This is a genomic window from Melioribacteraceae bacterium 4301-Me, from assembly GCA_041538185.1.
Taxonomy (GTDB): Bacteria; Bacteroidota; Ignavibacteria; order Ignavibacteriales; family Melioribacteraceae; genus Pyranulibacter; species Pyranulibacter aquaticus.
The window spans coordinates 117,179-143,500 of sequence record JBGORM010000004.1 but is presented as its reverse complement, the minus strand read 5'-3'; the positions used below and the strand labels follow the sequence as shown (position 1 = coordinate 143,500).

23 protein-coding genes are annotated in these 26,322 nt (G+C 32.4%); 7 read left to right on the top strand and 16 right to left on the bottom strand.

Annotated features, from left to right (window positions below):
- Positions 1–150 precede the first annotated feature (150 nt).
- The 4 genes from ABRY23_08410 to ABRY23_08395 all read left to right on the top strand — a co-directional run bounded on the left by ABRY23_08410 (position 151) and on the right by ABRY23_08395 (position 4,556).
- A complete protein-coding gene (locus tag ABRY23_08410) occupies positions 151–1,707 on the top strand; it encodes an ammonium transporter (GenBank protein MFA3783070.1) in 1,557 nt (518 codons plus the stop codon).
- Positions 1,708–2,067: 360 nt separating this feature from the next.
- Positions 2,068–3,396 (top strand): ammonium transporter, encoded by a 1,329-nt coding sequence (locus ABRY23_08405; GenBank protein MFA3783069.1) that lies wholly within the window; start codon positions 2,068–2,070, stop codon positions 3,394–3,396.
- Between the two features lie 44 nt (positions 3,397–3,440).
- Positions 3,441–4,166: a TorF family putative porin gene (locus ABRY23_08400; protein MFA3783068.1), complete on the top strand. Its 726-nt coding sequence runs from the start codon at positions 3,441–3,443 to the stop codon at positions 4,164–4,166.
- Positions 4,167–4,217: 51 nt separating this feature from the next.
- Entirely contained in the window at positions 4,218–4,556 is a 339-nt protein-coding gene (locus ABRY23_08395) for a P-II family nitrogen regulator (GenBank protein ID MFA3783067.1), read from the top strand.
- Positions 4,557–5,393: 837 nt separating this feature from the next.
- Here ABRY23_08395 and ABRY23_08390 read toward each other — a convergent pair.
- From ABRY23_08390 to ABRY23_08335, 12 genes are all read right to left on the bottom strand, one after another.
- Entirely contained in the window at positions 5,394–7,070 is a 1,677-nt protein-coding gene (locus ABRY23_08390; protein MFA3783066.1) for a glutamine--tRNA ligase/YqeY domain fusion protein, read from the bottom strand.
- Positions 7,071–7,233: 163 nt separating this feature from the next.
- Positions 7,234–8,241, bottom strand: coding sequence for a glycosyltransferase family 9 protein (locus ABRY23_08385; protein MFA3783065.1), 1,008 nt, complete (start codon positions 8,239–8,241; stop codon positions 7,234–7,236).
- A gap of 3 nt (positions 8,242–8,244) precedes the next feature.
- Complete coding sequence (locus ABRY23_08380) at positions 8,245–9,312, bottom strand: glycosyltransferase (GenBank protein ID MFA3783064.1); 1,068 nt, start codon at positions 9,310–9,312, stop codon at positions 8,245–8,247.
- A gap of 84 nt (positions 9,313–9,396) precedes the next feature.
- Entirely contained in the window at positions 9,397–10,359 is a 963-nt protein-coding gene (locus ABRY23_08375) for a GNAT family N-acetyltransferase (GenBank protein MFA3783063.1), read from the bottom strand.
- 121 nt (positions 10,360–10,480) lie between these two features.
- Complete coding sequence (locus ABRY23_08370) at positions 10,481–11,989, bottom strand: ArnT family glycosyltransferase (protein ID MFA3783062.1); 1,509 nt, start codon at positions 11,987–11,989, stop codon at positions 10,481–10,483.
- Between the two features lie 60 nt (positions 11,990–12,049).
- Positions 12,050–12,967 (bottom strand): PorV/PorQ family protein, encoded by a 918-nt coding sequence (locus tag ABRY23_08365; protein ID MFA3783061.1) that lies wholly within the window; start codon positions 12,965–12,967, stop codon positions 12,050–12,052.
- A 2-nt stretch (positions 12,968–12,969) separates the two neighbouring features.
- Positions 12,970–13,974 carry a hypothetical protein gene (locus tag ABRY23_08360; protein ID MFA3783060.1) on the bottom strand — a complete coding sequence of 335 codons (1,005 nt, stop codon included), beginning with the start codon at positions 13,972–13,974 and terminating at the stop codon, positions 12,970–12,972.
- A complete protein-coding gene (locus ABRY23_08355) occupies positions 13,974–15,551 on the bottom strand; it encodes a hypothetical protein (GenBank protein MFA3783059.1) in 1,578 nt (525 codons plus the stop codon). The genes ABRY23_08360 and ABRY23_08355 overlap by 1 nt, the downstream gene beginning before the upstream one ends.
- Positions 15,551–16,384 carry a hypothetical protein gene (locus tag ABRY23_08350; protein MFA3783058.1) on the bottom strand — a complete coding sequence of 278 codons (834 nt, stop codon included), beginning with the start codon at positions 16,382–16,384 and terminating at the stop codon, positions 15,551–15,553. The genes ABRY23_08355 and ABRY23_08350 overlap by 1 nt, the downstream gene beginning before the upstream one ends.
- Before the next feature lie 189 nt (positions 16,385–16,573).
- Positions 16,574–17,551, bottom strand: coding sequence for a site-2 protease family protein (locus ABRY23_08345; protein MFA3783057.1), 978 nt, complete (start codon positions 17,549–17,551; stop codon positions 16,574–16,576).
- Between the two features lies 1 nt (position 17,552).
- Positions 17,553–18,374 carry a DUF1207 domain-containing protein gene (locus tag ABRY23_08340; protein ID MFA3783056.1) on the bottom strand — a complete coding sequence of 274 codons (822 nt, stop codon included), beginning with the start codon at positions 18,372–18,374 and terminating at the stop codon, positions 17,553–17,555.
- 46 nt (positions 18,375–18,420) lie between these two features.
- On the bottom strand, positions 18,421–19,518 hold the full coding sequence (locus ABRY23_08335; protein MFA3783055.1) for a glycosyltransferase: 1,098 nt from the start codon (positions 19,516–19,518) through the stop codon (positions 18,421–18,423).
- Positions 19,519–19,622: 104 nt separating this feature from the next.
- Here ABRY23_08335 and rsmA point away from each other — a divergent pair, with 104 nt between their 5' ends.
- Positions 19,623–20,420: a 16S rRNA (adenine(1518)-N(6)/adenine(1519)-N(6))-dimethyltransferase RsmA gene (gene rsmA / locus ABRY23_08330; GenBank protein ID MFA3783054.1), complete on the top strand. Its 798-nt coding sequence runs from the start codon at positions 19,623–19,625 to the stop codon at positions 20,418–20,420.
- Positions 20,401–21,318: a phosphatase PAP2 family protein gene (locus ABRY23_08325; protein ID MFA3783053.1), complete on the top strand. Its 918-nt coding sequence runs from the start codon at positions 20,401–20,403 to the stop codon at positions 21,316–21,318. The genes rsmA and ABRY23_08325 overlap by 20 nt, the downstream gene beginning before the upstream one ends.
- A 7-nt stretch (positions 21,319–21,325) precedes the next feature.
- Here the strand turns inward: ABRY23_08325 and ABRY23_08320 are convergent, their stop codons facing one another.
- Positions 21,326–21,649, bottom strand: a complete 324-nt coding sequence (locus ABRY23_08320; GenBank protein ID MFA3783052.1) for a hypothetical protein — start codon at positions 21,647–21,649, stop codon at positions 21,326–21,328.
- A gap of 86 nt (positions 21,650–21,735) precedes the next feature.
- Between ABRY23_08320 and ubiE the strand changes: the two genes are divergently transcribed.
- A complete protein-coding gene (gene ubiE / locus ABRY23_08315; protein ID MFA3783051.1) occupies positions 21,736–22,422 on the top strand; it encodes a bifunctional demethylmenaquinone methyltransferase/2-methoxy-6-polyprenyl-1,4-benzoquinol methylase UbiE in 687 nt (228 codons plus the stop codon).
- A gap of 22 nt (positions 22,423–22,444) precedes the next feature.
- On the opposite strand, the gene rdgB is transcribed toward ubiE, so the two are convergent.
- From rdgB to uvrA, 3 genes are read right to left on the bottom strand one after another with little or no spacing between them, the layout of a single operon-like run.
- Positions 22,445–23,035 carry an RdgB/HAM1 family non-canonical purine NTP pyrophosphatase gene (rdgB, locus tag ABRY23_08310; GenBank protein ID MFA3783050.1) on the bottom strand — a complete coding sequence of 197 codons (591 nt, stop codon included), beginning with the start codon at positions 23,033–23,035 and terminating at the stop codon, positions 22,445–22,447.
- Entirely contained in the window at positions 23,035–23,385 is a 351-nt protein-coding gene (locus ABRY23_08305; protein MFA3783049.1) for a carboxymuconolactone decarboxylase family protein, read from the bottom strand. The genes rdgB and ABRY23_08305 overlap by 1 nt, the downstream gene beginning before the upstream one ends.
- A 9-nt stretch (positions 23,386–23,394) precedes the next feature.
- A complete protein-coding gene (gene uvrA, locus ABRY23_08300; GenBank protein MFA3783048.1) occupies positions 23,395–26,229 on the bottom strand; it encodes an excinuclease ABC subunit UvrA in 2,835 nt (944 codons plus the stop codon).
- Between the last annotated feature and the right edge of the window lie 93 nt (positions 26,230–26,322).

The following is a 26,322-nucleotide window of genomic DNA, read 5'->3' as shown; positions in this document are numbered from 1 at the left end:
TGATATACAATTCAAAGGATACTGATTGCAGACCGCAGGTCACCTCACCTATTATTATTTAAAAGTCATTCCATCTTTTTGTAAGCAATCTTATACAAGATAAACAAAATCAAAACTAAACTATATCATAATAAAATAATAGGAGTAGTTATGAAAAATAAATTATTTAATAGTCCAGCTTTCTACATTGTTATAATAATTTCTCTTCTTACTGTAGCAATGCCAGAAAGTATTTATTCACAGGCCGATCCTAACGGTGTTAACACAGGTAACATAAAAAATATACCAGCGGCCACACCTGGAAAGCCTACCCTTGAAGAAATTGGCAATGCAATTGGACACAACATTATTGCTACAAACATTATGTGGACACTAATTACTGGTTTCTTAGTAATGTTCATGCAAGCTGGCTTTGCAATGGTTGAAACTGGTTTTACAAGAGCAAAAAATGTAGCTCACACAATGGGCATGAACTTCCTTATTTATGGTATTGGAGTTTTAGGATTTTGGATTTGCGGTTTTGCACTAATGTTTGGGGGAGTTGGTGGAATTGCAAATCTTGGTGGGACCCCAGGTCTAACAAATGAACTAACTATTACTTTATTTGGAAAGTCTTTTGGATTAGCTGGTTTCACAGGATTCTTCTTAAACCCGCAAGTTTACGATGTTGGAATATTTACTTTATTTTTATTCCAAATGGTATTTATGGATACAACAGCAACCATACCAACAGGAGCAATGGCTGAAAGGTGGAAATTTATTTCATTCATTATTTACGGATTCTTTATCTCAATGGTAGTTTATCCACTATTCGGGAATTGGGTTTGGGGGGGCGGCTGGCTCGCTCAATTAGGTGCTAACTTCGGACTAGGACACGGTCATGTTGATTTTGCAGGTTCTTCTGTAGTACACGAAGTTGGAGGTGTAGCAGCTTTGGCCGGTGCAATCGTTCTTGGGCCAAGGATTGGAAAATATAACAAAGATGGTTCTTCAAATGCTATCCCTGGGCATAATATACCAATGGCAATCATTGGAACATTCATTTTAGCTTTTGGTTGGTTTGGATTTAACCCAGGTTCAACACTTTCCGGAAATGATTTAAGAATAGGTGTTATTGCAACAAATACAATGCTAGCATCTGCAAGTGGGGCATTTGCAGCTACTCTATTTATGTGGTTAAGATTTGGGAAACCAGACCCAAGCATGATGGCTAATGGAATGCTAGCGGGTTTAGTTGCAATTACTGCTCCTTGCGCTTTCGTTAATGCCCCAATTGCTGTATTGATTGGCGCTATCGCAGGAATCCTAGTTGTAATTTCTGTTTTCTACCTCGACCACAAACTAAAAATTGACGACCCAGTTGGAGCTGTTGCTGTCCATGGTGTTAACGGTTTTTGGGGAGTATTAGCACTAGGACTTTTTGCCGATGGGACTTATGGCGATGGCTGGAATGGAGTTTCTGGAAATGTAAGAGGATTATTTTACGGCAACCCTAAACAATTTTTAGCTGAATTAATTGGCGGCATTGTTTGTTTCGTTTTTGTCTTTACCGTTATGTATGCATTCTTTAAACTATGCGACAAATTAGTAGGATTACGAGTTAGCGAAAAAGATGAAATTGAAGGACTTGATATGCCTGAAATGGGGGTCAAAGGCTATGAAAATACACATGCTGCTGCAGAATATATGCCTGCTACCGATTATTGATATCAATTAGATTAACATGTTATAAGAAACAAAAAGTGAGACGAGTGGTTATCCTCGTCTCACTAATATATAGGGCATATTCACCCTCTAACTCATAGTGCAAAAAAGTGTGTATTAGGCAAACCACACCACGAAATCATCATAAAACATTAATTAAAAATTTATAAAAAAACTAAAAAAGCCTTGACAAAGGAAAAAAATAATTTATATTTGCGAATTGAATTTCCTTATTTTCTTAGGTATATGAGAATTAATAACATATTTATTTAGGATAAATAGCAGATTAACCAAAGTTAATTATTAGACACAAAAACTAAATAACCACTAAAACAAACTACCACAAAAAAGGGAGGTATATAAATGAGTTATTATAAAAAACTGATTTTATTTCTTCTGCTATTTTCACCTGTCATACTATTTGCCCAAGAGGCATCGCCTACAGTCGAAAGCAATGCCGCGAAAATTGCAGAGGTGCAAACACATGCCGATTATGTATGGACGCTAATTGCAGCTTTTTTAGTTTTTTTTATGCAAGCTGGTTTCGCCATGGTAGAAGCTGGTCTAACCAGAAGTAAAAACACAGTCAATATTCTGATGAAAAATTTAATGGATTTTGCTGTTGGATCAATTGTCTTCTGGGCAATTGGCTTTGGAATAATGTTCGGCATAAACAATACAGGTTGGTTTGGTACTTCGGGTTTTTTCTTTTCTGATTTTTCTAAAAATGGAGACCAGTGGGTATTTGCATTTTGGATGTTTCAAGTAGTTTTTGCTGCAACATCTGCTACCATTGTTTCAGGAGCTATGGCTGAAAGGACAAAATTTATTGCATACTTAATTTATTCAGCAGTTATTTCAGCAGTTATTTACCCAATATTTGGTTCATGGGCATGGGGTGGATTATTTCATGGTGGCGGCTGGTTAGAAAAACTTGGTTTTATAGATTTTGCAGGTTCTACTGTGGTCCATTCCATTGGAGGATGGTGCTCTTTAGCTGGAGCTATGATACTTGGAGCAAGAATTGGTAAATACACAAAAGATGGTAAAGTAAAAGCCATTCCTGGACATAACCTTACTTTAGCTGCACTTGGCACATTTATACTTTGGTTCGGCTGGTTTGGTTTTAACCCTGGTAGCACTACTGCTGCAAACAAAGATATAGCTTCAATTGCTGTAAATACAAACTTAGCTGGCGCTGCAGGTGCATGCGCAGCTATGATAACAGCATGGGTCATTTTTAAAAAACCAGAAGCTACTATGACTTTCAATGGTGCCCTTGCTGGTCTTGTAGCTATTACTGCGGGTTGTGCAAATGTTACTGCAACTAGTTCAGTTATTATAGGAGCTACAGCAGGCATTCTTGTTGTTTTCAGTGTGTTGTTTTTTGAGAAAAAAGCAAAAATAGATGATCCCGTAGGGGCAATATCTGTTCATGGTGTTTGTGGTGCTTGGGGTACTTTGCTTGCCGGAGCCCTAGATAAAAATGGCTTCTCCTGGTCTGTTGTAGGCGTACAAACACTTGGTATAATTGCAGCTTTTATTTGGGCTTTCACTACCGCTTATATTTTGTTTAAAATATTGCAAAAGACTGTTGGATTAAGAGTAAAACCCGAGGAAGAATTAGAAGGCTTAGATATTGGTGAACATGGATTAGAATGCTATCCCGAATTCGAAAAAGTATCACCTTAATGCTTATTTATCATAAAATTTAATAACAATATGGAGATTATAACATGAACACATTAATAAAAAAATTATCATTGATTATTTTATTCACCTATTCAATAATACTTACAAACCAATTAAAAGCACAAGAATTATCTGTGGGTACAGATTTGGTAAGCAGGTATATTTGGAGAGGTATAGATCTTGGTCAAAATACGCCTAGCTTACAACCCAATATTAAATTTACTTTCAGTGATTTTAACTTTGGTTTCTGGGGTGCTTATTCCCTTTCTAATCCTAACGGTCTAAACGAAATCGATATTTATACCAGCTATTCACTTAGCCTCACAAAAGCAGGCACGCTGAGTTTAGGTTTTACAGATTACACGAATCCAAATAGCGGAACAAAAATTGGCAATATTCACAATCATAATGATCCAGAGGGACCAGGTGCTCACTTTATTGAATTAAATATTAATTATGCAGCACCACAAGATATACCTATTTCACTTTCTTTTAATTATTTTTTATATAACGTAGCTAATAATCCAATTTACTTCCAATTAAATTATACTACTGCTGTTAGTGGCGTAGATTTAAATCTGTTTCTTGGTGGAACTCCAGGTGATAATTCAAAATACTACGGTGTTTCAAACTTTAGTATTATCAATCTCGGCTTTACTGCTTCAAAAAGTGTTAAAATAACTGAAAGTTTTAGTTTCCCACTCTTTGGCTCAATTATACTTAATCCGTCTTCTGAGAATTTGTTTTACGTAATAGGAATTAGTATGTAACAATTAATAATTAACTATTTTTCTAACATAAAAACTAATGAGGCTTTAAATATGAAAAAAATAGAAGCAATAATAAGACCACACAAATTAGATGAAGTACAAGATGCACTGAGCAATGCTAATTTTCCCGGTCTTACTGTAACTGAAGTTAGAGGTTACGGTAGACAAAAAGGACACAAAGAAGTTTACCGGGGTACTGAATACAATATTAATTTTACTCCAAAAATAAAAATCGAGCTGGTTTGCCCTGATCACAGAGCCGAAAGCGCAATAGAAATAATTATTAAAACATCAAAAACAGGTGAAGTTGGAGACGGCAAAATATTTATCTACAATGTAGAAGATGCAATAAGAATTAGAACTGAAGAATCTGGGGAAAGTGCTATTTGATTATGGTATTTAATAATCTGTAAGAGAATATTTTTTTATGATTATTCACCAACTTCATGGTTCATTATTATCGCAAATGTATACTACCTATTGGCAAAAAAACCTGTCAGTAGGCAGAGCCTGTTGCACAACTTAAAAATTGTTATTGCGAGGAACGAAGTAACAAGGCAGCAAAACACTAAAAAAGTCAAACCATTAAAAAAGTTTTGTTAAAGGTTACTTCGTCGTCCCGACTCATTACTCCTGAAAACCCTTTATAGTCGGGAGTCCTCGTAACAACAATTTTAGTTTAATTTTCAGATTACAACTCCTAAATGTTCTTGCCAAAAGCAGACAAGAATTTCACTAATTATAACATATCTGTCCAATATATTTTTTGTCTCGTCCCTAAATGGACTTAATCTATTTCTTTGTTCTTTATCCTATAAATATTTTGTTCTGACGGGACAATAAAGTTTTGATTATGCATAAACCAATGTAATCCCTTTAGGGATTATATAGTTATAGAATAAATAAATATCAAACTGAAGTTAAAAGTCCCGTATGGACGAGATAGGGTTTGATTTACAAGACAAGTAGAATAGTCCAAAATCTTGAAGTTTTCTGAACTTATTTGGTAATTCATCCCTTCGGGATTTGATTTCAAAATTATTTTGGACAGCAGTGAATTATAATGTAAATTTTATATCGCCCAATAAATTAACCATTTTTGTTTTCTCAGGGATTATCCCAAGAAGATGTCTTTCTGTTTTATTAGGATTTTATTGCAAAAAAATTGCTCGTTGAATATGCTCTATTTGCATAAGTAGTCACTAATTGTTTTGAGAAAGCGAGAGACTAACTCTTTTTAGTCCAGCTATCTTTTATGCTAACGGTTCGGTTAAACACCAATTTTTCTTTTGTTGAATATTTTGTATCGACACAGAAGTATCCAAGTCTTTCAAATTGGAACTTATCGCCCGGCTTTGCATTGCTAAGTGAAGGTTCAACTAATGCATCTGTTATTATTTCAAGAGAATTAGGATTAATATAATCTTTCCAGTTCTCTTTCTCACCTGGGTTTTCAATTGTAAATAGTCTATCGTACAAACGCACTTCAGCTTTTAAGGAATGGTGAGCAGAAACCCAATGTATCACCCCTTTTACTTTTTTGTTGCTTGTACCACTCCCACTTTTAGTTGCCGGGTCATAAGTACAATGGAGCTCAACAATTTCACCATTATTATTCTTAATTACTTTTTCACACTTAATTATATATGCGTACCGCAGCCTTACTTCAGCACCTTGAGTTAAACGATAATAACCTTTTGGCGGGTTCTCCATAAAATCTGTTTGTTCAATAAATATTTCTTTGCAGAAAGGTAACTTACGCGTTCCTGCAGATGGGTCTTCAGGATTATTAATTGCATCAACATATTCAATCTTATCATCAGGATAATTAATTAACTTAACCTTAAGAGGGCGCAGAACTGCCATTACTCTTTGAGCATGTTTATTTAACTCATCTCTAATTGCATATTCTAACAGTGCATAATCAGTCAAAGCATCACGTTTTGCAACGCCTATAATTTCTGTGAAATTTCTAATTGCCTGTGGTGTGTATCCTCTTCGTCTTAAACCAGAGATTGTTGGCATCCGAGGGTCATCCCATCCATCAACATATTTTTCTTGAACTAACTGTAATAATCTACGTTTACTCATTACAGTGTAGGATAAATTTAATCTTGCAAATTCTATTTGCTGCGGATGATAGATACCCAACTCATTTAAAAACCAATCATATAATGGTCTATGGTTTTCAAATTCTAGTGTACAAATTGAGTGTGTAATTCCCTCAATTGAATCTTCTAAACCATGTGCCCAGTCGTAAGTTGGATAAATACACCACTTGTTACCTTGTCTATGATGCTCTTGGTGAATTATTCTGTACATTACAGGGTCTCTTAAATTCAAGTTGGGCGACGACATATCAATTTTAGCACGTAAAGTCTTTGCGCCATTCGGAAATTCGCCTTTTCGCATTCGTTCAAACAAGTCAAGGTTTTCTTCTATACTCCTGTTTCTATAGGGACTTTCCTTACCTGGTACTGTTAATGTACCTCTTGTTTCTCTAATTTCTTCAGCACTTAAATCACACACATAAGCTTTACCTTTTTTAATTAACTCAACTGCCCATAGGTACATTTGTTCAAAATAATCTGATGCATATAAAACTTTTTCGCCAAAATCTGCACCTAACCATTTAACATCTTCAATAATAGATTCAACGTATTCTGTCTCTTCTTTTTCTGGATTTGTATCATCAAATCGCAAATTAAATTTACCGTTGAAATCTTTAGCGATGCCATAATTCAAACAAATAGATTTAGCATGGCCAATGTGCAAATATCCATTCGGTTCGGGTGGGAAACGTGTATGAACTCTGCCGCCCCATTTATTTGTTTTTAAATCTTCTTCAATTATTTCATAAATAAAATTTTTAGGCCTCTTTATTTCTGAATCATTGCTTTTCATATTTCTTCGCTGATATTTTTTCTAAAAATCGACAAGCAAAAATAAATAATATATAGTTCGTAACGCAAAGAATAGTAAGGCATGTTTTTTTGTCTTTTTATAGAGCTTGCTCTATCTCCATAATTTTTAACAATTTACTTTAAAGATTATATCTTGTTATGAACTATTTTTGATTAATCCATGCATATAAAGCTTGAAATATATTTTCTACAGATATCCCACCTTCACCTTCAAAATTGCATTTCTTTGGGTCGCCTGGACAAAAATTACTACAATAGTTCTCGGAAGGGAGTATAATTTTATTCGGGTTCCCTATTGGTCCCCATAGTTTTGGTGAACATGCAGTTAATGGACAAAACAAAGAAATAGTTTTAACTCTCAACGCCGCTGCTAAATGCATTGGACCGGTACTCGACGAAATTAAATAATCTAATGCAGCAAAAATAACTAATGATTCTCGAAGCGGTTTATTGATATTTGGGTAGTCTACACCAGTTATATTTTGTAGTATATGAGGTACTTGATTATCGGTGATTATTATGTGGAAATCAGGATTGTTAGTTAATTGTTCAATAAGCTCTTTATACTTTAAGGGTGACCAATTTGGAGATGAATTGCCACTTGTTGTATGAATTCCAATAATATATTTCTTAGCTGAAAGTATCTGTTCTTTTATCTTCTTTACTTTCAACATCTCATCTTTTGTAAGAAAAATTTCTGTATCTAAACTATTCGGAATAACTCCAATCTTCCTTGCAAGGTCCATGCAGTAATCTGCTTCATGCCTTAATGGTCTATATTTTTTTCTTGAGACAAAGCGAGTAAAAGTAAGGAATTGATAAAGCTTATGTCCTACTCCAACTCTATAAGGTATACCAGAAAGAAATAACATGTAATTTAATTTTTTGGAAGGCAAGAGCATTAATGCATGAGTAAATTTCTCTTTCTTAATTTCTCTTACTTTTTCCCAAAAACTTTTATCATCATCTACCAATAAAATTTTGTTGACATAAGGATTATTATAAAAAATATCTTTAGTATATTTTTTTAACATTATTGCAATGTAAGCATTAGGAAATTGTCTTTTTATTTCGCGGGGCAGCGGTGTAGATAATACCACATCTCCAATTCGGTCTGGTCTAACAATCAGTATTCTCTTTTGATTTTTCATAAATTAAAAAAACTTATACAAAATAGGCTTCACTTTGTCAAATTCTTTTTGCCAGTTCAGTTCTAATGAAGCTTTTTCACAGTTAGCCTTATATACACTTAATAATTCTTTGTTCTGAATCATTTCCTTTAATGCAATTATTATTTCACCTTTTGAATCAATATTTACTGCTTTCCCAACTTTGTAATTTTCTACAATATTTTTCATTTGAGGTAAATTGCTCGATAATACAGGAAGCCCTGCCATTATGTACTCAAACAATTTATTAGGCAGTGCATGATAATAGCTAATACTAATATTCTCAATTAACGCAATCCCAATATCGCCACCAGATGTATAATTAATTAATTGCTTTTGTGGGATTGTTCCTCCAAATATAACTCTATCATCAATTCCTAAATTGAATGCCAAGTTTTTAAAATTTACTTTTTCTTCGCCATCTCCAAACAAAATTAATACAGCCTCAGGTACTTCTTTTATAATTGACATAATCAACTTAATTCCTCTACCACCTATTAAGACTCCTTGATAAAGCAAAATAACTTTATCATTGGGGATATTATACATTTGTCTCAAGTTTATTTTTTCAAAAGATTTTTGGTATAAAGGCAAATTACGAATAACTAAGGTGTTTTTAACTTTATAGAAATTATTAATAAAAGCTGAATCCATTTCACCTGTAGTTAAGATTAAATCAACACGTTTAATAAGTAAACTTTCTATTAATTTAATAATTTTTTGTAGAAGCGGCTTGTGAGTAAGACCGCCAATAAAAGCATATAATTCTCTGCTGTTGTATATAATTTTAGCTTTTTTCAGTTTAGCGACAAGGGTAACGAATGGCAATGTATAAATATCTTCTGCAAAATATACATCAGCGCTGCACTTAAATAATTCTCTTGTTAACTTAAAAGCAAAGTTGAAATAAAATGAAAAATTACTTCCTCCTCTTTTCAATCGATATATTTTTTCTTTTGGGGAAAGATAATTGCGACTCAAGGTACGCCAATCGAAAGAAATAATCGAAACTTCATAACCATCATTACGCAACGAATTAGAAAGGTTAGTCACTCTTGAATCATGCTGGAAATTCCCAAGAAATGATATGCACACTTTTTTTGTCATATATTTAAGGAAGGAAAAGATTTAATGACATTAAAGCTTTATGTAAAAAGTATTTCTCATAATTGTTTTAGCATCGAATTTTTCTTTAAACTCTATAAGACTCATACTTGGTGTCATTGGGTTTTCAGCTTTTGTATCTTGTGACACACCAATATCAACATAAGAGAATCCCTCGTCAGTACAATATTTTACAACTTCATACATCACGCGTTGAATAGGTTTAAACTCCGCATAGTCGTATAATAACATATTGTAAAAACATAAAGCTACTTTTTTATTAGGGAAAAACATTAATGAACCTCCAATTGGTTTATTATTGTAATAAACCATAAACAACTTTAGTCTGTCAGGCAACAGCTCTTTTAATCTTAACAAGTCTTCATATGTATGTGTAGGTTTTACATTATGACGAGCTTTGTTTTCCAACAGAATAGGATAAAATTCATTGTACTTCTCGTTTATTTCCACATGCAGCTTAAAATCTCTGAACGTTTTTCTAATATTTCTTCTAACCGTAGGTGAAAACCTCTGCAGTATATCTCTTTCTTTATCGAGTTTTATAGCACTGGAAATATAATGCAGCTTATAACTAAATCCGCACCACAACATTGCAAAATCAAGACTTTGGTTAGGATAAGTTTCATAAATTAAAGGAGCAGGCGTAAGTAAGAACTCTTTAATGTTATTTTCTCTTCCAAAGTTTAATAGTGTCTCAACTATTTCCATTGCTTTAGAAAATTTTATATCACGAGTAACAATAGAACCATAACTTGCCCCTATTGGTGATTCAAATAAACCATCAACTGACAATGAACCTGGCAACACTGCAACAATTTCCCCTTTATCTAAAAAAATTAGATGATGAAAAGTAAATTTGCCAGGTGTATGATAATCTAAAAACTTTTGTAGATGAAACATTGTACCGTTATTAGACTCAATTACAAACTGGTCCCACTTCTCTTTCCATTCTTCTGTGTAAGGTATAATTTCCATAAGCTTTATTAAATGGTTTTTGATTATAAAATGTAATTCTTCTCAAGAAAATAATTAGACAAATTTCCAGAAATATTAGCAAAATTAATTAACGAAAAATAATCATTTTATTTTGCATATCTTATTTAATACGCTTGTAAATAACATATTTCCCAAAAGTTTTTTCCTTATCAAACATATTCGAATTAAGCACTTCAAAGGATGGATATTTATGACCCTGTAGTTTTAGTTCGTTGATTTCATCCTTGTTGTAGATAACAAAACCATCCAGTTTAACTTTCGACCAAATAAAGTCTTCTCCTGAAATAATGTGATGCTTTTCAATATGCTTGTATTCGTCAATCAAATCTATGCCGTATTTAGTGTGGTGATCTGAATAAAAAGTGGAGCTACTGTTGTTCTTTATAAAATTTTTAAGCTGTGCTTTGTTTTTGGTATCAAAAAAGTTATGAAATTCATAATCCATTACTAAAGAGAACAAAAAGTAAATTAAGAAAAATCCATATCTAATTTTGATTCTAATATTTTTCATAAACATAGCTACGAGAATAATCATGGGAGAAATAATAATAAATATGTACCAACTTCTTCTTAGATCCAACGGCTTATAATCTGTAAATGAAGTTGTGAACCCAAGCATTAATATCACAAGTCCCAAAAACCAAAAAATCAAAAGCTTATTTGAAAGTGAATCATTACTGTTAATCTTTCTTTGCTTTTTAATCAAAACTATACTTTGGATTAATGCAATAAAAGGTAGCAATAGGTAAAATCTTCTTAGAAACAAATATTTAACGTTAAGAAAAAAAATCTGCTTAAAAAGAGCAGCAAAAAAATCTGAGTTAGAAAAATGACCACCTAACAAGGTATATGGGAAAAAATCGTAATAACAATAAGAGTAATTTGCTTTTATAACATCGAATCTATAAAAGAAATTACCTGTGCTAAATAAATAGAATAGTCCCTCCAAAATTATTCCTATCAAGAAAACAACAAGTGAAATTAAAATTTGCTTTTGAAGCAGGCGCTTTTTTAGAAATAAATAAATCACTAATACAATTAAAAGCACAAAGACGTAATAAAAATTTTCTTTAATTAATAAAGAAACAAAGAATAGACTACCAGATAGAATTGCAAGTAAAGAAGAATTTCTTAAATAAGACTTATATAAAAAATAAATGCCAAGAGTAATAAAAAATGCACAGGAGAGATCGGAAAAATTAATCGTTGCAAAAATTACATCTACAGGGAAAAAAGCCAGTAGAAATACTGCAATCAAAGCAACTTGTCGACTTTGTGTAAACAAAAAAGCGAGATGGTAAAGAAGAATCAAATTAAAAATTGAGAAAAAGAATGATGGTAGTATAGTAGCAAGCTGGTTTGTTCCAAAAACAAACATTGAGAATGTGACGAGTAAAGTCTGAACTTTTCTCAGCAGAAAGATTGGGTAACCAATAAAGTTATCAAAATACTCACCCTTGAGTAGCAGATATGAAAGCTGATTGTAATATGAGTCATCCGAAAAAATGAGTCCTACAAAAAAATAAATTCGTATAAGAACTGCTGATAATAGAAGAATAAATAATGCAAGATTAGTTTTATAATTTTTCTCTTTAACTTGTTCGATCAAAACAAAAGTCAACCCAATTATAATTATTGAGAGATAAAAAATTATCAGATTAAGATTAACTTAAAAGGTAAATAGTAAAGAAACAATTTTTGAATCTCCGAGACCGTATTTAAATGGTACATATGCAAAATCGAAATCAAAGCCATTCCATTTAATGCCAACACCTGCAGAGAAATTTTTAGAATCATAGCCAGTTATGTACCCTGCTCTCAAAGAAAGTAAATTGTTATAAATTGCTTCAGCACCAATATGAAAGTGATTATCTTCGGTGTTCAAATATCTCTGATATCCACCCACAAAATTAAATTTTGTTTTCAAGGAAGAAATATCCACAGCATAAGCGACACCAAATCTCAAATCAGCAGGTAATTTAGTAGATTCATTTTTTAATTTATTCATTGACCCTAGATTTTTAATAGATGCGCCAAATTCCAAGCCGCTTAACAAGTTTAAATAAGTCACACCCAAATCTATCCCGAAGCCCGTTGCATCTTCAATGAATATATTTTCATAGAGATATTTAATGGTCATTCCAATTGAAACTTGTTTTTGTATTTCGATTGCTGAAGAAATACTTCCCATAAAATAATGAGCATCAAAAACTGAGAGGGCTGGGCCAGGTTTTTCTCTAACTTCAATATTAGGTATGGATGTGTTATTAATACCTACTGCAATTGGGATGCCAAAGGCAATAAAGCCTGCAGCAAACATTTGTGATGATACATCTTGAATAAGATTATTTTGGGTGAATGAAATTTGAGCAGAGGTTATTTTAGTTAATTGTGCAGGGTTATAGTTAATTGATGTAAGGTCGTTGATTCCGACAACACCCAAGTCGCCCAGCGAAATGTTTCTTGCTCCAAAACCAATTTTTAAAAAGGCTAATCCTGTATTCCCTGCATCTTGAGAATAAAGAGAATAAGGGCACAAAATAAATATCAAAATTAAATATAAAGAATAGACAAAAGTTCTCTTCATAATTAGAATATCAAATTTATTCCTAAAATATGAGAATCACTTGAAGAGTAAGGTTCAATTATGAATGCATAATCAACACCAATTTTGAAGCTGTTCAACAAATAAAAATATGAAAAACCAAGAGAGGGTCGTATAGGAACATCAAAGTTGCTTAGGTCAATTTTATCAATACCTGCGCGTAAGTAAAAATTTTGATATATATTGTATTCAGTCCCAACTCGCAAATAATTAGTCTTTGCATTACTGTTTTCGTATTCAACAGCAATAATTAATCCGTACTCTTTAAAATTATATGAAGCTCCAATCTTTTTTAGTAGTGGAAAAGTATTTTTTGTAGTATTGCCGGCTGTACCATAAATTTGCCCCGTATCCCAGTTATAAGCACTGTTAATATCAGTCAATACAAATGAAAGCGTTAAATTATTATTTAACAAATAGAGTAGCCCAATATCAAATCCAAAACCAGTTGATGAAAGTCCCTCAAAAAGTTTAAAGTAGTAGAACTTAAAAGCAAGACCAATTGCAAACTTATCAGAGAATTTATTTGCAACGCCAAGAAAGAACTGATTTTCGGAAGTAGAAACCTCGCCTGTCTTTATACCTTGCGAATCTCGGACATCAATTTTAGATACACCGGCATTTATTAAACCAATACTAATTCCGGCAGTAGACCTCGACTTACTGCCATCTGATTTGGATTTACTAAATTCAAATCTTTTAGTAAAATTAACGAAATTTAGCGTTCTGTCTAAAGATAAAAACGAATATGAAGTTTGAAATGAGTTACCTTCTTGAAACGCTGATAATGCGGGATTATAATAAGAGGATAAATTTCCAGTTGTAATAGTAGACATAGCATTCCCCATGCCCATTCCTCTCGCACCAAAACCTAATCTGCTAAAGGAACCTGCTTTACCAGATATTTCAGAAAATTTTGGCTGCCCGTGCAAAGTAAAAATTTCGACAAGCAAAAAGAAAACTAATATTTTGTAAAATATTTTTTTCATTACATCATTACAATTATTTTACCGAAAAGTGGTTTATTGCCAGCATCAATTCTATAAAAATAAACACCGTTTGCAACAATTCTTCCTTTCTCATCTCGTCCATCCCAAATTTCAATATTATCTATATTTGCACGTTTAGGAACATTTTGAATAATAGTTCTAACCAAATTCATTCCATAATCGAATATACGAATTGTAACATCAGCATCTTGGGATAAAGTATATTTAATATTTAATTTTTCGTCATCTGGAGAAAATGGATTAGGAAAAGCTATAGAAGAATTTTGCTGCAATGATTCTCCGGAAGCTATATAAACCTTCCAAGTTCCACTCCAAATACCATTAGTTTCATTTAATTTTGCCAATCCATTTAAACTTCCTATCCAAATATCAGTCGATCCGTCTCCCCTACGATTTGTTTTAACTGTCCTAAAATGATTTGTATTAAGACTAATTTTAGTAACATCATCTACAATTTGTGGAGCAGCAATCCATGTTAACCCGTTGTTATTTGTTCTAAATAAACCATCTTCTGTAGCAACAAGTACATCAGCATTAATTGGCTTATTAATATCGCCATAATATTTAAAACCGAAATCAAGAGCATAAGAACCAGGCAAAAAAGTATTCCAGGACGAACCGCCGTCTATAGTTCTACTTACAGCCCAATATTCAGATTCACCCTCAGCTTTCCATGTAGCAGCCCAAATAGAACTATCAGCCTTATTAAATTTAATAGCTAAAATATGATTACCACTAATTGGCTGCTTTTGATTTGTATGATTAAACTTAATCCAGCTTATTCCGCCATCAGTAGATTTATTAATACCACCTGCAGTACCTACGTAAATTGTTCCATCGCTAAGAGTAAGGATTGAAAATCCAATGTGATTTAAATTTGCTTCGTTACCAAATGAACCAGCAACTGGTTGAAGGGAAAAATGTAAAGTGTCAGTCGGTTTAATTGAATCAAGATAATCAGGTGGTAGGATTATCCTTTGCCAAGTTTTTCCCGTATCAGTTGATTTTCTTAAACCGCCTGCATTAGTTGTAATCCAAACAGTGTTTGGAGTAAAAGCAATATCCCTAATAAAATTCTGAACTGTTGTAGTAATAGGCAATGCTCTAATTTTATTTATGCCGTAAGTAATAATAGAATCACCAGGCGAATCTACAGGCTGGTCAATTTTTGTCCACGTTTCGCCTTGGTCAGTTGAATATCTTAATCCAGTACCAACTGGAAGATTTTGTCCATTTATAACTTCAAAATGCCAAGTTGCTGCCCATATTGTTCCGTTATCGTTTGCAACTGTAGAAACACTTTCAGTACCAAAGTCTTTAGAATTGTAATAGTTTATCCAAGTATTTCCATTATCTACCGATTTACTAAGTCCATTAGATGTTGCCAACCATATAGTATTATCCACAATTAAAATTTTTTCAATAGTGTTACTTGCAGGGGTAAGATCTTCTATTTTATAGCTTCTTTCGGGTGATAAAAAATAACTATGCGGTAGACTTTGTGCAGTCAAATTCAACACATTAAAAAGTAAAAAAATTAATAAGCATTTTTTCATTAGTTAACCTGAATTGTTTGGGTAACAATATTGCTCAAGTTTCCCTCCCAGTCTACAGCTTGGAATTCGAATTTCCATTGACCAATTGGAGCATTTGATGAAAAAGAATTTTGAAATGAAAAAATACCATCATTGGCTGCTGCATCACCATAATTTGGGTCGCCTTTATCATTCATTAAGAAAAACCCTAAGCCATTATTTGGGTCAACTAACGAGCCATCCGGCCTGTACAGTTTAAAGTAAACATATTTAATGTCGTTAAGTCCATTTTGGTCATATGCTTCAATTGAAAAGATAAAATTAACGCCTCTATTAATTGCTGAGGGCAATTTTAGGTTAGATAATACAGGCGGAAACTGAATTTGGTTATTATCATATTCAAATATAGTTTCAGCAACATGTTTTGTAGATTCGTTTACATCTCTTACATTATCCACAACGTAAATATCTGCTACATATTTCCCGTTTGAAAAAGTTTTGCTCATTTTAAATGCTGCAGAGAAAATTCCATCATTAGCCACCAAATCGCCGTTATCCCCTTTGCCATTGTCGTAAAAATTAATTTTGTCATAAAGTGTTATAGTGCCATCCAAAGATTTTATCGTCATCCAGACTTCAGAGACAGATGAGGGATTTTCGATTCGGATAGAAGCAACAACAACAGAATCTGATGGACTGTAAACAACACGAGAAGGAAAATTAACTTGAGTTATTCTGTAGTCTACTAACTTTGGCAGAACAACATTAGAGGGTATTTTATCACATGAAATAGAAAAAAACAATAAAGAAGTCACAGCAAAAACAAAACTAATTTTTCTCTTGAATAAATTCATTAAAGATAAGCATCCATCATTAGACAGGTACAAAAAAAAGGAATTAGATAATAATAATTTGCTTTTTGTGCTCAAGTTAAATTTCACCAATTAATTAAAAAGTAGCAAATTATTATAAATCTATTCCTCTTAAATTCTTTTTCAAAATAAATATAATTTACTGAGTTTGTCAAGCAAACATCCAACAAATTACAATGTAATAATAAACGGTGTTGGAGAAAAAGAGACTATTAGAATAAGCAAAGCAAAGTAACCAAGCATCATTCTTTTTTTATCTAACTTAACGAACTCAAGTACAGGAGGATGTTTTACTTTAATAAAAAAGTTAAGTACAAATGCCCAGAATAACCAGCCGCTCCATCCAATATTCAAGTTTGTTTGAAGTATCGAATCTAAGATTCCAGCAACTCCTAATGCAATAAGTAAAATCATTGAAATAGTAGCAATAATTTCATGAACTTTTTTATTAAACATGCTGTAAATAATATGGCCGCCATCAAGTTGACCAACTGGAATCATGTTCATGGCAGTAACAAATAATCCGAACCAGCCAACGCATAAATAAGGGTAATGATATATTTCAGACATTGGCGGTACAAACTGGTTAGGGTTAGTAAAGATTTTTTCCAATAAATCAAAAAGAATAGTGTTGCCAAAAATTAAATTCATTCCTTCCTTACCATAATCAGGCGAAAAATAGTTTGGATGTATAGCTAAAATGTAATCAACACCCGGCAAGTGAGTAAAACCATATATCAAAACAACTAAACATGCTATAAAACCGCTTATCGGTCCATAAATTCCAATATCAAACATTGCTTTGTTATTATTAATAGCAGATTTTGTTTTAATAACTGCTCCCATAGTGCCAAAATTAAAAAAGCCTGGTATTGGGGGGAAAGGGATAAAATAAGGCAGTGTGGCTTTAACACGGTGATACATGGCTGCAAAGTAATGTCCAAATTCATGACTGCCAAGTATAAACAAAATTGATAGCGAATATGGCAGACCCTTTGACAGCGAATCGAATTCATAAGGGCCAATTTTACCAGTCGTCCACTCCATGCCTGCTATTGTTGTTGTAATGAAAGTAACCAAAAATAACAGAATATGAATCCACACCTGATCTTTTTTCTGTAAAAGTTTTATTTCTATTGGATCTTGCATTTTATAAGTCCAAATTTATACCAATTGCCGAGTAAATTCTATTTTGGTCGAAATATTGCCCATGTATACTTTTCCCAGAATAATAATTATAGTAAATGCTTATACCCTTATCATCAACTTTACCAAATTTTAATCCGACTACTAAAGAATTGTTTGCCGTATATTTCTGAAGGTGAATCAACTTTATATCGTACCCTAAAAAAAGCGAAAACAAGTCAAAATTTTTAAAGGGCAGAAAATAATCAAAACCAAATTGGTAATTATCCTTTTTAATTGTTGAGGGGTCTACATGAAATAAAAAAGTGAAACCAAAATAAACTCTCATCTTATTTAATTTATAATACGGCATCAACTCAATAAATTCTCTGCTGTAAACTTTTGGATTAATGCTATCTCTCCATTTTTGTGTTGTCCCATCGAAATGGCCGTCTACAAAATGAGCACTAATATGGCTAATTCTCGTTCTAAGGCCAAACTCATTTCCTTTTATTTTTCTCTTATAACCAAAATTGATTCCAAACAAATAATCGACAGCATCCACTGGAAAATGAAATTGATTCTCGCTTCTTAAAAGAGTATAAGTAAACAAATCAAAGCCCAGTGAAATTACTTGCTCGTCAATTTGATATCTGTAAAAGTCAATTGAATTACCAATATCTAATCGCAATTCATTCGTATTTAATTTGGAAATAAAACCTAATTTGGGCTCAAGTGGATTAGCTGTAAAGGGTTGAATATTAAGTTTATCTGGGAAAAATTCCGATTTATCCTGAGGAAAAATCAAATTAGTAATTAAAAAAACAAAAAATATTTTTTTCAACATTATCCAGTATAGAATAAATAATAAATAATGAATAATAAATAATAAATTAATATACCCTTCCCTTCCACATCACCTTTCTGCTTGGCAGAACCACAAACGGAAGGACAAGCACGTAGATTATAAAATAAATCTCAAAAGCAAAAAATTGTACAATTTTTAATTTCATCCCGAGTTTATTAAAGACTGTTTTTACAAAAAAATAATCTAAAGCAACTTTTGAAAAAGTTAAATATAAAGAGACAGCAGAGAAAATAAAAGGCATTAATACAATAGACAAATGCGTAACATATCCTGTAAACACAGCCAAATAGCCTAAGTAATCATTTTTAATACCGCCGACGCCCCATCTCTTTTTCTGCCAGTAAAGAGATTTCCAGTCTTTGCACGGCTTAGAAGTAACAAGCGAGCCTGGATCACATGGATAAATTACTTTATACTTACCAAGATTATGTATTGCTTTTAGAAGGCTAAAATCTTCGGTAACAGAAAAAGGAATAGACTCGTAACCACCAACTTCATCATAAGCCTTTTTTAAATACGACATATTATTGCCAATACAACTATTCGGCCTATTAAAATTCATTGAGCCTGCCGAAACAGTAAGAAGGTAAATAAAATCTACAGCCTGCATTCCCCCAAAAATTGTTTTATCGTCTTGAGTAGTATACCCACCCACAAAAGCAACATTATCAGCATAATAAGAAGCAAGAGTCTTAGCCCATAGAGGTGAAACAACACAATCAGCATCAGTTGTTAAAATTACTTTACCCTTCGCAAATTTAAGTGCATACGCCAAAGCATTTGCTTTGCCTTTCAGTCTGCCAACTGATTCAGGTGCACTAATACACTTAAATTTTGGTTTATCTTTAATAAAATCATTAATTATAGCATTTGTTTTATCGGTTGAGTGATCATCAATCAAAATTATCTCAATTTTGCCTGCTGGGTATTCAAGATTATCCAGCGATTTCATACAATCTAAAATATTATCTTCTTCATTTCTAGCTGCCACTAAAATTGTAATAAAAGGTAATTCACTTTCTGAAAGCCTTGGAAATTTTTTGGAAGCACCTAAAGTAAAGATAAAAGTCTGCAAGAAATACAATATAAAAGCACAAAGAAAAATAATTTCGTAAGCGGACATAAAATTGTTCTATTTGTAAAAATTACTTTGACACAATTTACATAATATTTAATTTTCACGCATAATTTGAAGTGTTTTCATCCATTATATAATTGTTAATTTTTATGGAAAAGAAACAAATTGTACCTTTAGGAAAGTGGGGACAAAATTATCTTATAGATAAAAATATCGTCCATAAAATAGTTGCTGAATTTAATCCGAAAATAGACGATTTGGTAATTGAAATAGGGCCAGGCAAAGGTGCTTTAACTAAATTACTATCACAAAAACTAAAAAAATTCTACGCAGTTGAAATTGATAAAAGAGTAATAAATGAACTTAAAGATTCATTTCCTAACTTAATATTGATAAACAAAGATTTTTTAGAAATTGACCTAAATGGTTTTATTGCGCATAAACAAAAGATTAGAATAATTGGCAACATACCTTACAATTTAACTTCGCCCATTATATTCAAGTTAATTGAACACAGAGAAATAATTAATGATGCCGTACTGATGGTACAATATGAAGTTGCTAAAAGAATCTTTGCTAAGCCTCAGACAAAAGAATATGGAATACTTAGTGTTTTATTAAATTTTTTTTCTGAAACAAAATTCTGCTTTAAGGTTTCTGCCAATGTGTTTAGACCAAAGCCTAAAGTAGATTCTGCAGTTATACACATTTTCTTAAACAAAAAATTGCCAGAAGGAATACCTCCAAATTTGTTTATAAAAACTGTAAAAGCGGCATTCGGTAACCGCAGAAAAACATTAAAGAATTCGTTTGCAAATAGTATTTATAAAGAAATTAAATTTGACAATATAGATTTTGACTTATCGAGAAGAGCTGAAAGTCTTACAGTAGACGAATTTATTTCCATAACGCGCTTCATTGCTAATAATGCTGAAAAAAATAATTAAAAAACTTACCCCCACTGACTTTTTAGTCATCGTTTTTGGGATTATACTTTCTTTCATTAATATTATTTATTCAAAACAAATTCCCAATTGGGAACGGCATTTATTATTTAACACACTTACAATATTAATTGTAGTTTTAATTGCAATAAAAGATAATTCTAAATACAGCATATTATGGAAACAGCTGCATTACTGGTATTTAGTACCTTTAATTTTTTTGTGCTTTAAAGAATTATACTATATGATTGAACCGATTCGGGGCAAAATTTATGATGATATACTTATTAAAATAGACAGAGCTATTTTTGGATGCGACCCTACAATAGAGCTATACAAAATTTCTAATCCATTATTAACTGAAATTCTGCAAATTGTATATGGTACTTTCTTTTTTTTACCAATTATTCTTGGCATTGATTTTATTCTTAACAACAAATTTGAAGAATTCCAAAATGGTACTTTTCTAATTGTTTATGGCTTTTTCTTATCATTTATAGGGTATTTAATTATCCCAGCTATCGGTCCTCGTTTTACCCTACATAATTTCGATACAAACAACATTGAAATGCCTGGTTTGCTACTTACCAATTTTTTAAGAGAAATTGTTAACTCTGGGGAATCAATACCAGCGGGAACTCCTAACCCTTCGTTGTTGGTTCAGAGGGATGCTTTCCCGAGCGGTCATACAGAAATTACTTTAATTGTAATGTATCTTTCGGTGAAATATAACAGCAGACTGAAAAAATTCTTTATTATAAATGGTTCATTACTAATTTTCGCAACAGTTTATTTAAGATATCATTATGTTATTGATTTAATTGGTGGTGCTTTGTTTATGATTTTTACAATTTGGAGCGGCAAATATATATTTTTGTGGTGGGAGAGAATACGAAGATGAAAGTCTTCTAAATTTCGCCTGAATCAACCTTTAATATTGTTTCTATAATTAATGAAAAATATCTATCCAGTGAACAATTTGAATCTTCTCTTAAATAGCAATATCCGTCAAGCGTTTGAGCACGGCAATTTACACAAACAATCTCTTTTAGTCTGTTATAACATTCCTGTAAATCATCCGTATTGCTATTGTGAATTACAGAAACAATCTCAGGCAAAAAGTATTCAACTGCACATATTTCTTTGTCAGTCAACTTACAATGACCGCTTTCATTCGAATCGACACAGATTGCACATACATTTTGTTGTATCGCTTTTAAGTATTTTTCCATCAAATTCATAATAATAATATAACTTACTAAGTTAAAAATAACATTAAAAAAAAGATTAACAAAGTTACATAAAACATTCAGAAAGAATGAGCAGCGACAAAAAAAATAAAGTAAAAAGAATTTTTGATTCAATTTCAGATAAATATGATTTTTTAAATCATTTTTTAAGTGCAGGCATTGATTTTTATTGGCGCAGAAAGGCACTTAAACTTAGCAATATCAACAATTCGTCTATTATTCTTGATGTTGCCTGCGGAACTGGCGATTTCTCAATTGCAGCTAAAAAACTCGGCGCTAAAAGAATTTTTGGGGCTGACTTATCATTAAACATGTTAAAATTGTTTAATAAAAAAGCTGATTGGAGCAAAGGAAACATAGTGCAGTCCGTTGCAGAAACACTCCCCTTTAAAAGGGAAAGTTTTACAAATGTTATTGTTGCCTTTGGAGTTAGAAATTTTTATGACATTGAAAAGGCTTTTAATCAATTTTACAAGGTACTAAAACCATATGGGAAAGTAACTGTGCTTGAATTTAGGCTGCCGGTAAAATCAATTATAAAATATGTCTACTCATTTTATTTTAATAAGATATTGCCTTTTATTGGTAAAGTAATTTCAAAAGATAAAGAAGCTTACACATATTTACCTGAATCAGTCAATGAATTTGAACAGAATATAAATTTAACTGAGCTGTTTAGAAAAGCAAATTTTAAAAAAATGGAGGTTTATTCCCTAACTTTTGGTATAGTTCAAGTAATAATTGCAGAGAAGTAAAATTAATCTTCAGGTAGAATTCTTAACAAAAAAATTTTTCAATAAGGATATTTTTCAATTTATTAAATGACTTAGCTCTGTGACTGATTTTATTTTTTTCTTCAAATGATAATTCAGCAATAGTTTTGGAAAATCCGTCGGGTATAAAAATTGGGTCGTATCCAAAACCGCCACTTCCTCTTTCTTCTTTGATAATGACGCCGACAAGTTCCCCAATCGTTTCAATTTTTTCATTACCGTCTAAAAAAAGGGAAACGCAAACAAATTTGGCTCTATGCGGCTCTGGCAAATTTCTTAATTCGGAAATAACTTTTAAATTATTATCTCTGTAAGAACAATTTTCTCCTGCATACCTTGCTGAAAAGACACCAGGTTTACCATTTAACTGTTCTATCATTAATCCAGAATCATCCGCTATAACTGGTTCTTTGTAAATATCATAGACAGCCTTAGCTTTTAGGAAAGCATTTTCACTAAAAGTTGATCCTGTTTCCTTAACATTAATATTATTCCCCAAGTCATAAAGCGAAACTATTTCAAAAGGCGTATTAAGAAAAATACCCTTTACTTCCTTTACTTTCCCCAAATTTTGACTTGCAAAAATTAATTTCATTATTTTTTCTCCGGAATCATTTCATCAAGTTTTTCCATTGCAAAACGCAAATGAGGTATTACAATTGAGCCACCGACAATTAAAGCTATATTGAAGGATTCATACAGTTCATCTCTTGTAGCTCCTTCTTGTATTGACCTATCAATATGGTAAAGTATACAATCATTGCATCTTAATACCATTGAAGCTACAAGTCCCATTAACTCTTTTACTTTAGCAGGAAGTGCTCCTTGGTAGTATGCTTTATTATCAAGAGCAAAAAATTTTTTAAAATCATTAAAGCCGCAATTTAGAATTCTATCGTTCATTTTAGTACGATAGGCTTTAAATTCTTTTATAGTCTTGTTCATATATTCCTCTTATTGTTTTCTGGATAGTTCAATTTTCAGAAACTTTGCGGTAAGACTATTTTCATTTTTTATAATTTCTTCAGGTGAACCTTCTGCAACAATCCAGCCGCCATGCTCTCCTCCTCCCGGTCCTAAATCAATAATATAATCTGCTACTTTTATTACATCCATATTATGTTCTACAACAACAACAGTATTACCTTTGTCAACAAGTTTATTTAATACGTTAAGCAATATTTTAACGTCTTCAAAATGCAGTCCCGTGGTTGGTTCATCCAAAATATAAAGAGTTTTGCCAGTACTAACTTTACTTAGTTCGGTAGCAAGTTTAACACGCTGTGCCTCGCCCCCGGATAAAGTAGTTGCCTGCTGACCGAGTTTAATATAGCCCAGACCTACATCGTTCAAAGCTTTTATTTTTCTTTTAATTCTAGGAAAATCTTCAAAAAAAACAAGAGCTTCCGAGACCCTCATATCAAGTACATCTGCAATTGATTTTGTTTTATACAGTATTTCTAAAGTTTCTCTATTATATCTTTTCCCACCACAAGACTCGCAGGTTACATAAACATCTGGCAAAAAATTCATTTCAATTTTTTTAAGGCCATCTCCCTCACATTCTTCACATCTGCCTCCGCTTACATTAAAACTAAATCTGCCCGGAGCGTAGCCTCTCATTTTTGATTCCGGCAGCTCAGCAAATAAATCACGAATGAAAGTGAATAGCTCAGTATAAGTTGCTGGATTAGAACGCGGTGTTCTGCCTATTGGTGATTGATCTATTTCTATAACTTTATCAATATTTTCCAAGCCAAGGATTTCTTTAAAAGGTAATGGGACAACTTTTGACCCGTAAATACGCTGCATTAGGATATTAACTAACGTATCGTTAACTAAAGTTGATTTCCCAGAGCCGCTAACTCCAGTAACAGCGACAAAACAGCCTAACGGGATTTTTACATTAATGTTTTTAAGATTATTGCCAGAGGCTCCAATTAATTGAATAAATTTGCCGTTACCTTTACGTCGTTTATCAGGAATTTCAATTTTTTTTAGATTTTTTAGATACTGAACAGTTAAAGAACTGCCACCACCATTTAAATTTACTACTTTTTTTGTTTCACCGTGCAAACAAACATTACCGCCTTTTTCTCCAGCAAAGGGCCCCAGGTCAATAATATAATCCGAATTTTCAATTGTTTCTCTATCGTGTTCAACTACAATTACAGTATTCCCTAAGTCTCGCAGCTTCTTAAGCGAAGAAATCAATTTAAGATTATCACTTTGATGCAGCCCAATGCTTGGTTCATCTAACACATACAAAACTCCAGCAAGCTGAGAACCAATTTGAGTAGCTAATCTTATTCGCTGGGATTCACCACCTGATAAAGTACGTGCGCTTCTATCAAGTGTGAGATAATTAAGACCAACATTCAGCAAAAAATCTAATCTTGTAGTTATTTCTTTAAGTATCTGTCGAGCAATAAGCATTTCTCTTTCAGTAAAACTTATTTCATCGAAGAATTTTTTTGTTTGTTCGATTGAAAGTGCAGAAACTTCTGCGATGTTTAATCCATTAATTTTCACTGCCAAAGATTCTTTTTTTAATCTGCCTCCCTTGCAAGCTGGACATTTAATAGTGTTCATAAAAGATTCAGCCCATTGCCTAATTTTATTTGAAGATGTATTCTCATAATAATGCTTGATATAATTGAGCACACCTGAAAAACGGTGCATATAAGTTACTGTTCTCCCCCCGCCAAATTTATAATTAAACGAAATCTTATCTTTAGTACCATAAAGTAAAACATCTTTTTGTTCTTCACTTAGATTTTTTAATTTGGTATCGAAATTAAATCCAAAAGAAGACGCAATGCCTTCAAGTTGATTAAAGAACCAAATATTACGCGGCTTGCCAAGCGCAACAATTCCTCCCTCATTGATTGATTTGTCCCAATCTGGAATTATTAAATTAATATCTAATTCTTTCTTTTCACCCAGTCCATCACATTCTTTACATGACCCGTAAGGTGAGTTAAAAGAAAATGAATTAGGAGCTAACTCTTGAAAACTAATGCCGCAGTTCATACATGCAAAATTTCTGCTGAATACATAATCTTCATTGCCATCGTTTATAATAATATTACCGTTGCCTAAATTTAATGCTACTTCAACTGATTGAGTAATTCTAGCAGTAGATTTTGGTGATATTTTTATTTTATCAACAACTACTTCTATATCGTGAGTTTTATAACGGTCTACTTTAAAACCATCAGTTAAATCATAAATTTCGCCATCCACTCTTACCTTTAAATAACCATCTCTTTGAATTTCCTCGAAAAGTTCACGATAATGACCTTTTCTTCCTCTTACTACAGGAGCTAATATAATTATTTTCTTATCCTCATAATTTTCTAATAGATTATTAATAATTTGTTCTGATGACTGTTTTTCAACAGGATTACCGCAGTTGTAGCAATAGACTTTGCCTACCCTTGCAAAAAGCAAGCGCATAAAGTCATAAATCTCTGTAATTGTACCTACAGTAGAACGGGGGTTCCCACCAGCAGATTTTTGCTCAATAGATATGGCTGGACTTAGACCTTCAATTAGGTCCACATCGGGCTTTTCTAAAACATTCAGGAACTGTCTCGCATAAGTTGACAGTGACTCTATGTACCTTCTTTGGCCCTCTGCGTAAATAGTATCAAAAGCTAAAGAAGATTTACCGGAACCAGATAATCCAGTTATAACCACAAATGAATCTCGAGGTATTTCAATATCTATATTTTTTAAGTTATGTTGACGAGCACCCTTAATTATTATTTTATTTTGGAATTCCATTTAAATAATTTTGCTAAAGTTCAAAACGAAATATTAAATAATACTGCGCCTAAAATCAATTTTTAGTTATGTCAAAATTCTCGGCACTTTTGT